Raw genomic sequence first — 10,702 nt, 5'->3', positions numbered from 1 at the left:
GCTTCAACGCGCCCGTCCCCTCTGACCAGCCCCCTTCTGGCCCCCGCCCGGCACGGGTTTTTTACGCGGGAAGGCGGCGTGTCCACCGGACCCTATGCCAGCCTGAACTGCTCAACCCGCTCGGGGGATGATCCGGCCAGTCTGGCGGAAAACCGCCGCCGCGTGGCTGCCTGTCTGGGTGTTGCACCGGAAAAGCTGCTGGGTGTGACCCAGATCCACTGCCCCCGCGTGATCACGGTGGAAACGCCCTGGGCCCCGGGAGAGGGTGAGCAGGCGGATGCGATGGTCACACGCCTGCCCGATGTTGCGCTGGGTGTGATTACGGCGGACTGCGCCCCGGTTCTGTTTACCTCAAAAGACGGCAGGACCGTGGGCGCGGCCCATGCGGGCTGGCGCGGCGCGCTGGCCGGGGTGCTGGAAGCCACGCTGGAGGCCATGCAGGCTCTTGGCGAAAATCCGGTAGACATCCGCGCCGTCGTTGGCCCCTGTATTGCGCAGGAAAGCTACGAAACAGGCGAAGACATGCACGCCGCCATTACCTCGGCCGACCCGCAGGCCGCCCGGTTTTTTACCCCCGGCAAGCCGGGCCATTATCAGTTTGATCTGGCAGGCTGGTGTGTGTTCCGGCTGGAACGTGCCGGGATCGGGCAGGTGGCGGCCCTTGGCGTGGACACACGGGCGGATGAGGCCCGCTTCTTCAGCCACCGGCGGCGCACGCTGGCCGGTGGTGGGCCAATCGGGCACCAGATTTCAGTCATTGCGACAGGAGCGCAGAACGGATGAGCGGTTTTTTCCGCCACACGGCCCTTCCCCTCTCGGGCATGATCCTGCTGAGCGGCTGCATTGACATGCCGCATCCTTTTTCTGACCCCGGCAAGGAAGGCGCGCGACTGGCCGCCAATGCCCCGCCCTCCCGGCTGGATATTCCTGTCCCGACCGATAGCCGGCTCTCGCCTGACGCTGCCCGACTATGGAGCAAGGATGTAGCGGCCGAACTGCTGCAACAGACCATTCCCGCCATGGCACAACCCGTCCGCCCCGGAGACTGGTGGCTGAAAATGCGGGCTGACCAGCGCGGGGACCAGATTGTGCCGGTCTATATGGTCATGACCCCGAAAAATGAAGTCCGCGCCACGCAGGAAGGCGAGCCGCTTCAGGCCGCGCTCTGGACAGCCGCGGACCCCGCGACCCTTAGCCTTGCTGCGCAGGATGCCGCCCCCAAAGTAGCCTCCGTGCTGACAGGTATTCAGGCGGATGATATGGAAAAAGACCCGCACAGCCTGAAGCATCGCGCTGCGCGTGTTTACTTTAAAGGTGTGACGGGAGCACCGGGTGACGGCAATATCTCGCTCAGCCGGGCCTTTGCCGCCTCCTTCCGCAATACGGCCTACACGCTCCAGAACACGACGGAAAACGTGGATTTTACCGTCGTGACAACGGTCAGACTGAGCCCCGGCCCGGCAGGCACCACGGGCCACCCGCAGCAGCATATTGAAATTGTCTGGCGTGTAACGGACAAGAGCGGGAAGGAAGCCGGAGCCGCCACGCAGTTGCACGATATTGAGGCGCATTCACTGGATGGCTACTGGGGTGACGTCGCCGTGGTGGCCGCACAGGAAGCCGCCGGGGCAATCCGCCAGATTATCGACCGCTATTCCGGGCGTGACAACGCACCATTGCCGCCCCCGGGAGCTGGAACTGGGGCTGGGGCTGGGGCTGGGAAAGCCGCCGGAGAAAAACAGAAAAGCTAACAGTCTCACATATCTGAACATACGAGGCACAACCGTGCCTCGTTTCTGCTCATGAGAGAGACATTACTGCTTTAGGCGGTCCTTCCGCACATAAACGTCAGGAATACCGGGCAGCAGCGTATACTGCGTCTGCAAAAGCTGGACGACACAGCCCATGAAGTTTTCCGGCTTCCAGATCCCCCATACGGTCCAGTTATCAAAATAAATTACTGGCGGCGGGTTTTTAGGAAGATCAACACAAATATCGCGTTCATACCCCGCGACAGGACTTTTTGCATAATCCGCCTCCCACGGCAGATAGGCATGATATTTTTTGATGGGAAGCCGGTCGGCCTCAATATAGACGTTTGGATTATAGGGAATAACTAGAATACGTTCATCAGGATGCGCGTATTCACGGATTTTCTGGTCAATCAGGTTATCGCTTTTCTTAAAAGGATGAAAACCTGCCTGTTTGCGTTGTACATAATCCTCCCCAAAGGGGGTAGAAACAGCATGCAGGCCGACCAGTAGAGAACATACGACCAGAAGAGCGGAAACTGTACTTAATTTGTATCTGGATTCATTCAGCCAATAGGGCACCATCTGGGCGACAAACCCTAATGCCGCGACCACAAACGCACCATTCTGAAATGTTGTGCCGCCCCGCGCATCCAGAGACAAAAGACCTGCTATAGCGATAAGCCCTGCGATTTTATAACGGGTCCTGACGAGAAGAATCAGGCTTCCGAGCAGCAGGGAGCAGACCGCTAGCGTCTGGACCAGATTAGCCGGGAGAAGCGAAGGCCGAAGGCTTTTGAAAACAGCGACAAACCCGAAGGGAATATAATGCGCATAATAAAATTGATTGTTAATAAAATGGTAAACGATAAAACCTTTGAGATCTGCATAGAGCAGCATCCACAAAAGAAAAATCCCCAGCGCGCCTGCTGCACCCAGAAGGCTGTAGAGAGCGTCTTTTCTATTCAGCTTTGCTGTCCGGCGACATAATACAGCAAGAAGAGATAAGGTAAAAAGCGCCGTAACCGGAAGAAAAGAATAAGCCACAAAGGGCAAAAGGACCAGAGCCGCGCCGCCCGCAGCAGCAGCCCATTTTTGCACCGGTTTATCCAGAAGGGCAGGAACAACAAGCAAAGAGCAGGCGAGAACCGTCAGATTTCCGCCAAAAATCCAATACCCGTTCATATTCAGAGCCTGCACGATCCAGACCGGACCTAACAGACCAAGAAAGAGTGCTGGGGAAAGCAAACGCTCCCGCCATGAGGCCGCGCTGCTCACAAAATACAGCCCGGTTGCCGAAATCAGGGTGATAAAGAGGGCATTCAGGCGAAACAGAAAGGCGTAGTGGTACCCAACAACCTTTCCCAGCAGCCATGTTGCGAAAAAGACCAGAGGACCATGAGCGTCGATATAGTCGCGGTAGAGAATATCCCCGTTTTCAATCGCCCAGCCGCCAATATCATGTCCGGATTCATCCCCAAAGGCATGATATCCAAATCCGTAAAATACCTGCACCAGAAATATCAAAAAAGAAACAAGCGCAAAGAGTAGGATGCGATTTCTTCCAGATATCAGTGACTGTAAATCTCTGGCCCAGACATGACGCCCTTTATCACCCATGATCTCCACTCAACCCTTTTCGACTAACACGGCCTTTGAGGCATCCCCATACAGGCTCCCACCGTGAAAAGCTTTCTTTTTTGAAGAAAAAACGCCCACTTTTGAAAAGTGGCACAGTCATTTTTTAACCCACAAAAAAAGACCAGCCCTGAAACCCAAAAGGATCAGGACTGGTCTTTTTTACCGTCTACGGAAAAGAACTTCGCTCTAACGTCAGGAGCGGGAAGAATCCGGGGAGACAATCACGCACCCGCTCAGGCGGCGGCAGGCGGCGACAGCATCTGTGTGGGACAGGTTGGTCAGGCGGGCGCGATAGAGGCGGCCTTTTTTGACCTGCACAGCCGCAACCTGCGCTTTGGCGCCGGACAGTGTAGCCTGATTACGGGCCTGCCCCGTGGCCTGCTGCGCCATGGACGCGGTATTGAACGCCCCAACCTGAATGGCCCAGTTGCGCGGCTCCTGGGCACGGGCTTTTTTGCTCAGCAACGGAGCTGGTTCCGCCATTGCGGGGGAGACCAGATGAAAAGACCGGCCACGGCTGGGTGTTGCGGCCGGGGTTACAGCGGCGACACGCAGCACATGCGCCTGCGTCGGGATAATGGGGGAAGACACCGTGGGAGAGGCAGGCTCGGACTGCGTTTTATCCGCCGCATCTTCAACCGGTTCAGACGCATCCACCGCCTGCGCCACCTGCACCGGCGCTTCAGACGCAGGGACAGAGACCGCACCCGCTTTGGCCATACGCTGTGCCCAGACAGAGCTGACGTCACTCCGCGTGGAAGACGCAGAAGCACGCGCCACAGGATGCCAGTCCGCCCCGTAGGACGGCGTATCTGTGCCGTTGCTTTCCGCCGCCTGCGCCACCTGCACCGGCTGGCTATCCGCGGGCAGGCCGGACTGCTTGCGCTGCCAGGCCGTGCGGACCGAACTGGTTTCCGTATTGGACTGCACCGGCTGGTAGGCCATGGCCATACTGTCATGGCTGGCCACCAGCATATCCGCCTGAGAGCGGTTAGCGGGCCAGATGCCAACAATACGGCGGCCGATGGAGGCCACATAATTCCGGGTTTCACGCGGCAGGGTGCGGTTGCGCGTCAGGAAATCCTCAAGCCGCCCCGGACCAGCGTTATAGGCCGCCAGAAAGCCGGGTGAGCCATAAACGTCATACATCTGCCGGATATAGGCCGTGCCCGCCATGATGTTATCATGCGGGTCAAACGCATCATCCCCCAGATTATAGGCATAGCGCAGAGAGTCATATGTGGGGGGCATAAGCTGCATCAGCCCCATGGCCCCCGGCGCGGAGGTGACAAACTGGCCGTTATGGAACAGCCGCCCACCAGATTCCTGCTGCATGACAGCACGGACCCACTCCTCCGGCACGTCAAACCGTTTGGATGCTTCCTGAATATACGGTCCCCACGGATCTTCCGGCGGGCCGGGCGGAGCATAGTAGGAACGGGCGTGAGCACGGTACTGCGCGGCTTCTTCCGCAACAGGAATGGACGGAGAACCATCGGTGCCGGGTTGCCCCGCACAGGCTGCCAGCAGCCCGAGCAGGCCAAGGGCCGGAGACGTTTTTGCCGCACGACGCAGGGCCTTACGCCACCGGGGAGCAAGGGACTGATAAAACCGCAAGGGGGGTCGTCTGGATGTCATCGGGTATATCCGCCCTGCCCACGTGAGGAGGCACCACGGGCCAGCCGGGGATTCTCCTGAGAGTATATGGAAAGAATCTTCTCTAAGTCTCTATAACGCCAGCCTCTCTCATGCAACACATCATCCCTGCTCCCGCCACACGCCCGGCGGGCCTGCCCGCGCGGGCCGGGGCTGTGCCGAAGCGGGCGGGAGTTGCGGGCGGCGGCGTGATCGGATAGGCGAGAAAGCATGATGGTCAGTTCCGGTTCTTCTGAACACACCCGCCTGCTGGACTCAGCACCACGCACGCGCTCGCGCATTGTGATGGCCTGCAAGGACATTGCGGATGGCTTCCGGCTGTGGCGTCTGGCCGCAACGCTGGGCTGGCTGGATATCAGGCTGCAATTCAGCGGGTCCACACTGGGGCCGTTCTGGCTGACACTGACAACGGCGGTCATGATCGGCTCCATGGGGTTGATCTATTCCCAGCTGTTTCATCTTGTTCTGAGAGACTACCTCCCGTACCTCTCAATTTCGATAATTCTATGGCAGACAGGTCTTTCCGCCTTAATTCTGGAAAGCTGTTCCACCTTTACCCGCGCCACGGAAACGCTGCGTTCCGTCAACATGCCCTATACCGTGCAGGCCCTGCGGACCATGATGCGCTGCGGGATTGTGTTCAGCTATAATCTGGTTGTGCCGGTCGCGGTTTTTCTGATTTTTGGTATCTCGCCGGGGGCGGACGTCGTGCTGGCGCTGCCTGCCCTGCTGGTCTGGCTGGTAGACAGCGTAGCCCTCTGCCTGCTGCTGGGCTGCGCATGTGCGCGCTTCCGCGATATTCCACCCATTGTTGGCAGCGTGATGCAGATTATCTTCTACATCACCCCCATTATCTGGGAGCCCAAGCAGGTGGGTGCCCATGCCTGGTGGCTGTATTTCAACCCCTTCTATTCCCTGCTGGAAATTGTGCGCAGGCCCTTTCTGGGGCAGATCCCCACCGCGACGTCCTGGCTGATTGCCGGGGGGATCAGCGTGTTTTTCTGCCTGCTGGCCCTGTTTGTCTTTTCCCGCTCCCGCAGCAAACTGGCGTTCTGGGTATGAGCGGTTCTGTTTTTGACGCCGGGCGCGTCGCCCCCGGCACCTCCTCCATCAGCATCCGGGATCTCTCTCTGGAATTCCCGATTTTTCATGGTGGCGCACGGTCCCTGAAAAAGATGCTGTTCAAGCGTGGCAAAGCGGCTCTTGCCAGTTCCCGCAGCCTGCGCACGGGCGGGGAAGTCCGCATGAACCGTGCGGATGGCGGGCCGGTTTATGTGCAGGCGCTGGAGAATGTGTCTGTCGAAATCCGGGCCGGAGAACGTGTCGGGCTGATTGGCCATAATGGTGCTGGCAAATCCACCCTGCTGCGGGTCATGGCGGGCATCTACATGCCGGATGCCCCTAATGTGCATATTCGCGGGCAGGTTGCGGCCTTGCTGGACGTTAATTCCGGCATGAACCCGGAATTGACGGGGCGTGAAAACATTACCCTGATGGGCCGCCACAAAGGGCTGAGCACCGCACAGATCCATCAGCTTGAGCGAGATGTGGAAGACTTTGCCCAGCTTGATACGTTTTTAGACCTCCCGGTGCGGCTCTATTCTTCCGGCATGATTGTGCGGCTGGGCTTTGGTCTGGCCACGGCCATTACCCCGCAGATCCTGCTGATGGATGAATGGTTTATGGCCGGGGACTTCCACTTCCGGGAGCGGGCGGAAAAACGCCTGTCTTCCGTGGTGAACAATACGGATATTCTGGTGATCACCTCCCACGCGCTGGACGTGCTGGAAGAATGGTGCACCCGGCTGATCTGGCTGGAAGGCGGGCAGATCCGTATGGATGGTGCAACTGACGATGTGCTGGCCGCCTACCGGGTGGACATGCAGGTACCGGACGCTCAGGCCTGAACGCCGGGGCCGGTAAAGGCCGGATGATTGCTGCCACCGCAGGCACCCTGTAAAGCTGACGGCTCTTGCAGCCACAGCGTGAGGCAGGCCGTGCTTTTACTGAAACCTTTTCTGATTTATCTGGCGGCCGGTTTTGCAGAAATTGCCGGATGCTTTGCGGTCTGGCTCTGGCTGAAGGAAGGCCGCTCCGCATGGCTGCTCCTCCCCGGCCTTGTCAGCCTGATTTTGTTCGCGTTTTTGCTCACACGTATTGAGTCTGATTCCGCAGGCCGGGCCTATGCGGCTTATGGCGGCGTTTATATCACCGCATCGCTGGTCTGGATGCGGGTGGTGGAAGGCCGCACGCCGGATAAATGGGAAATTCTGGGGGCGCTGGTGTGTCTGGCGGGGGCGTCCCTCATTCTGCTGGCCCCGCGAGGCGCCTGAGCAGACAGACAATAAAAAAGGCGGGACCGGCAGAGTGCTGCCTGTCCCGCCCTGTGATCAAAAAGCCTGAGCTTTCTGTATTCCGCCCCCCTGCCCGCGCATAGAAACCCGGGCAGGACGCACACCGTTTACATGCTAATGACATAAAACAGCGTCGCTGCGATAGTGATGGTAATGGGCAGCGTGAAGATCCATGCCAGAGCAATTTTGGTCAGCATCTTCGGGTTGATCCCGCTGCCAGAGCCCAGCATGGTCCCGGCAATACCGGCCGTGATGATGTGGGTGGTAGAGACCGGTAGGCCGGTATAACCCGCTGTGGCAATCAGGCCCGCGCCGACCAGTTCGGCCGAGGCACCCTGTGCGGGGGTGAGGTGCGTGTTCCCAATCTTCTCACCCAGCGTATGCACAATGCGCTTATAGCCGATCATGGTGCCAAGGCCGAGGCACAGAGCGCTCAGCAGCCGCACCCACCAGGGGGCATATTCCACAGTCGGGCGCAGGGCACCACTGATGTCTTTAGCGCTTTTCTTCTCGGCAGCGGAAGCCTCCGCATTGGACGCAACAGACTTCAGGCCTGCCAGAACTTCATAGATATCGGCGCGCAGCTGAGAGGCCACAACCTTGGTGGGGTCCGTCGCCTGAAGGCGCTCGACAGAAGCTAGAGCTTCATCCCGCAGGCCGTCATGGTCATATTTTTGCAGCAGGGGGGCAGCGATAACCTCCTGCGGGGCAATCTGCGGAATATGGGAACCAGCATTCGGGCTGAGAGCAAACGTAGCCGGCAGGATGCCGATAATGGTCAGCATGATCAGGCCGATACTTTTCTGACCATCGTTGCTGCCGTGCGAGAAGCTGACGCCTGTGCAGGTGAGGATCAGCAGACCGCGCACCCAGCCATGCGGGGGTTTTTCACCCTGCGGCGGCTGATACAGTTCCGGGTCCTTCACCAGATGCTTCAGGATAAAATATAGGCCACCGGCCCCGATCAGCCCCAGAATGGGGGAGATGGCCAGTGCGCGCAGCACCTTCCAGATCTGGGACCAGTCAACACTGTTGCCCAGCCCGCGCGTATGCAGGAACGCATCCCCGATCGCCACGCCAATCAGCGCACCGATAACGCAATGGGAACTGGAGTTGGGGATACCGAACCACCAGGTAAACAGGTTCCATGCCAGCGCCGTGCCGAACAGTGCGATCAGCATCGGGACGGCAGGGTCTCCGTTGGGGGGAGACAGCACATCGGCTGGCAGCAGTTCCACCAGCCCGTATGCCACGCTGATACCCCCGGCCAGCACGCCGATGAAGTTCATCAGGCCAGACCAGATCACAGCCACGCGCGGCTTGAGGGAATGGGTGTAAATAACCGTTGCTACGGCGTTGGCCGTATCATGAAAACCGTTAACAAATTCAAAAACGCAGACCAGCAGAAAGCATGTGGTCAGCGCCAGAATGGAAAGCACCGAATACGGAGCAAAATGGAGCATGGGAACCAGTACCTGTGTTGCACTGAGTCGCATTAAGACCAGTTTTTTATTTTTTTCACCGGCCTAACAAAGAATTTCACAAAACCTTAACTGTCTTCATCTTGCGTTTTTCTTTCCGCATCCCTGTGGCGGACCTGCCGGGCTGACCCTGAAAATTAAATAGATTCAGGATCTTTACCTTTGTTTTGCAGTCTTCCGCCCAGAAGGTCAGGCTGCATCCATCACAGACTCAGAAGCAGGCGAGTATGCAGGCTTTTAAAGCAGGCGCGTAAACTTCAGCAGCACCCATGTGCCCAGCATGATGGCAAAGCACAGGCCACCTGCTTCCACCGTGCCCCATGATCCGTCCGTGAGGAACATGCCCCCGGTGTTCATGCCGAAAAAGCCGGTGACAAACGTGGCGGGCAGCATCAACGTCGTGCCGACGGAGACGATATACAGCCGGTGGTTGGTTTCTTCCGCCTGATTGGACGTCAGCTCGTCCTGCAAAGAGCGCGCGCGGTCCTGCAAGGCCAGAAGGTCATCCAGTGCGGCGTGAACCTGCCGCTGGGAGCGGTCTCGCAGGTCATCTTCCGCCCATTCCGGCAGTTCCAGCTCTTCATCCCGGAAAATACGGTCTACCGGGGCCAGCACGCGCCGCAGTTCCGTAGACCGGCGGCGCACAAGGCCGAGCAGACCGCTCATGCGGCCAAGGTCGGTATCGCGGTCCAGCATCAGCAGGACATCTTCCGCACGGTCGAGCTGGTCGTCCAGCCGGGCGAAGTCCCGCCGCAGCGTATCGGCAAACTCCAGCAGCGCGCGGTCCACCAGATTGGCGGGGGAGCGCGGCACAAGCCCGCGCCGGAGTTCATGAAACACCACGCCAAGAGCGGGAATCGGGTGGCGGCGGGTTGTGACCAGCAAATCCGGCTGGAGGGCGAACCGCCATGTGCTGACATTACGGTCATCATCCGTTGTGGTGTCATCAAAGGCGGGAAGCGCGCCAAAAACCGTCTCGTCCTCGCTGTCCAGACGGATGCTGCGCTCAAGGTTGGTCAGCACCTGCCGCACTTCTTCCGGCAGGGAAGGAATACTTTCAATCTGGGTGCGGGAGAGGGTGTGGACAATATCAAAGTGGAACCATGCCCACCCGTCCGTTTCCGCCAGTTCCGGCGGAAACGCCCCGGTGAGCAGGCGCTGGGTGACAACCTCACGCTCAAGCTCCACCGGCTCATGCCCGGGGCGGCAGAAAATGGCCCAGATCAGGCCATCACGCAGCAGCGTACCGCCTTCCGAGATTGGCTCAGGCAAAGTGGAGGAGGCTGTTCCGGCCATCACTGAACTCCCTGTGTCCCGAAAGGGCGATCGTTGCCTGTCCCGTAAGGAAGCGCACCTGTCCACGGCCGGTCGCCGCAAACTTGGTCCGCTTCATATCACAGCAGACTTACAGGACCAAGGCTCCGTTCAGTCTGCAAGGCCGCTTAGCGCGGGCGCACAGGCCGGGCCGGACGACGGGCATCCCCACCGGCACGAGGGTTTGCGGCGGGTTTACGGGTAGGTTTGAGCAGCGGTGCGGCGGTAATTTCCGCCTCAAGCTGCGCAATCCGCTTGCGCACGCTCTCCCGCAGGGCCGGAGAGGTGTGAGATTTCATGGCAGCCAGCGTTTCCTTCAGGTCCCGCAGCTGTTTCTGCTTTTCCGGCAGGCTGCGGCGGATGGGCTGGTTGTCTGACATCTGACCATGAAAGGCACGCATGGGTTTTCTCCCTTGAATATTCTAACTGCCCTTCAGCAGCCACAGGCTGCCAGAGCACACAGACACACGCCCGCTCCTCCGGCAAAAGGGGCCGGACAAGCGGG

Annotated in this window: 10 protein-coding genes; 5 read left to right on the top strand and 5 right to left on the bottom strand. The window is 59.1% G+C overall.

The window, feature by feature from the left end; genetic code table 11:
- The coding region (gene pgeF / locus KP699_RS13505; RefSeq protein WP_374196945.1) for a peptidoglycan editing factor PgeF at positions 1-783 on the top strand (783 nt) is incomplete at its 5' end.
- Entirely contained in the window at positions 780-1,751 is a 972-nt protein-coding gene (locus tag KP699_RS13500) for a hypothetical protein (RefSeq protein ID WP_215762982.1), read from the top strand. The genes pgeF and KP699_RS13500, both read left to right, overlap by 4 nt.
- Positions 1,752-1,814: 63 nt before the next feature.
- Here the strand turns inward: KP699_RS13500 and KP699_RS16490 are convergent, their stop codons facing one another.
- Positions 1,815-3,278, bottom strand: a complete 1,464-nt coding sequence (locus KP699_RS16490; RefSeq protein ID WP_252347069.1) for a hypothetical protein — start codon at positions 3,276-3,278, stop codon at positions 1,815-1,817.
- Between the two features lie 306 nt (positions 3,279-3,584).
- Positions 3,585-5,030 (bottom strand): lytic transglycosylase domain-containing protein, encoded by a 1,446-nt coding sequence (locus KP699_RS13490; protein ID WP_212375087.1) that lies wholly within the window; start codon positions 5,028-5,030, stop codon positions 3,585-3,587.
- A 228-nt stretch (positions 5,031-5,258) separates the two neighbouring features.
- Here KP699_RS13490 and KP699_RS13485 point away from each other — a divergent pair, with 228 nt between their 5' ends.
- The 3 genes from KP699_RS13485 (at position 5,259) to KP699_RS13475 (ending at position 7,381) form a co-directional block, all read left to right on the top strand.
- A complete protein-coding gene (locus tag KP699_RS13485) occupies positions 5,259-6,110 on the top strand; it encodes an ABC transporter permease (RefSeq protein WP_025825685.1) in 852 nt (283 codons plus the stop codon).
- The gene (locus KP699_RS13480) at positions 6,107-6,955 is read left to right on the top strand and encodes an ABC transporter ATP-binding protein (RefSeq protein ID WP_215762981.1); all 849 of its coding nucleotides are present in this window, start codon (positions 6,107-6,109) and stop codon (positions 6,953-6,955) included. The genes KP699_RS13485 and KP699_RS13480 overlap by 4 nt, the downstream gene beginning before the upstream one ends.
- Positions 6,956-7,045: 90 nt before the next feature.
- Complete coding sequence (locus tag KP699_RS13475; RefSeq protein WP_086654671.1) at positions 7,046-7,381, top strand: YnfA family protein; 336 nt, start codon at positions 7,046-7,048, stop codon at positions 7,379-7,381.
- A gap of 128 nt (positions 7,382-7,509) precedes the next feature.
- On the opposite strand, the gene KP699_RS13470 is transcribed toward KP699_RS13475, so the two are convergent.
- From KP699_RS13470 to KP699_RS13460, 3 genes are all read right to left on the bottom strand, one after another.
- Positions 7,510-8,865: an inorganic phosphate transporter gene (locus KP699_RS13470; RefSeq protein WP_215762980.1), complete on the bottom strand. Its 1,356-nt coding sequence runs from the start codon at positions 8,863-8,865 to the stop codon at positions 7,510-7,512.
- Positions 8,866-9,120: 255 nt separating this feature from the next.
- Positions 9,121-10,179, bottom strand: coding sequence for a transporter (locus KP699_RS13465; protein ID WP_025825690.1), 1,059 nt, complete (start codon positions 10,177-10,179; stop codon positions 9,121-9,123).
- Between the two features lie 146 nt (positions 10,180-10,325).
- Entirely contained in the window at positions 10,326-10,598 is a 273-nt protein-coding gene (locus KP699_RS13460) for a hypothetical protein (protein ID WP_025825692.1), read from the bottom strand.
- Positions 10,599-10,702: the final 104 nt, after the last annotated feature.

This window comes from Acetobacter sp. P1H12_c (assembly GCF_018811975.1).
GTDB lineage: Bacteria > Pseudomonadota > Alphaproteobacteria > Acetobacterales > Acetobacteraceae > Acetobacter > Acetobacter persici.
This window is presented reverse-complemented; position numbering and strand designations above follow the sequence as displayed.

Excerpts from the sequence above, each read along its gene's own strand:
- KP699_RS13470 (WP_215762980.1), bottom strand. The coding sequence starts at position 8,865 with ATGCTCCATTTTGCTCCGTATTCGGTGCTTTCCATTCTGGCGCTGACC.
- KP699_RS13490 (WP_212375087.1), bottom strand. The coding sequence starts at position 5,030 with ATGACATCCAGACGACCCCCCTTGCGGTTTTATCAGTCCCTTGCTCCC.
- KP699_RS13465 (WP_025825690.1), bottom strand. The coding sequence starts at position 10,179 with ATGGCCGGAACAGCCTCCTCCACTTTGCCTGAGCCAATCTCGGAAGGC.
- KP699_RS13485 (WP_025825685.1), top strand. The coding sequence starts at position 5,259 with ATGATGGTCAGTTCCGGTTCTTCTGAACACACCCGCCTGCTGGACTCA.
- KP699_RS13480 (WP_215762981.1), top strand. The coding sequence starts at position 6,107 with ATGAGCGGTTCTGTTTTTGACGCCGGGCGCGTCGCCCCCGGCACCTCC.
- KP699_RS13500 (WP_215762982.1), top strand. The coding sequence starts at position 780 with ATGAGCGGTTTTTTCCGCCACACGGCCCTTCCCCTCTCGGGCATGATC.
- KP699_RS13460 (WP_025825692.1), bottom strand. The coding sequence starts at position 10,598 with ATGCGTGCCTTTCATGGTCAGATGTCAGACAACCAGCCCATCCGCCGC.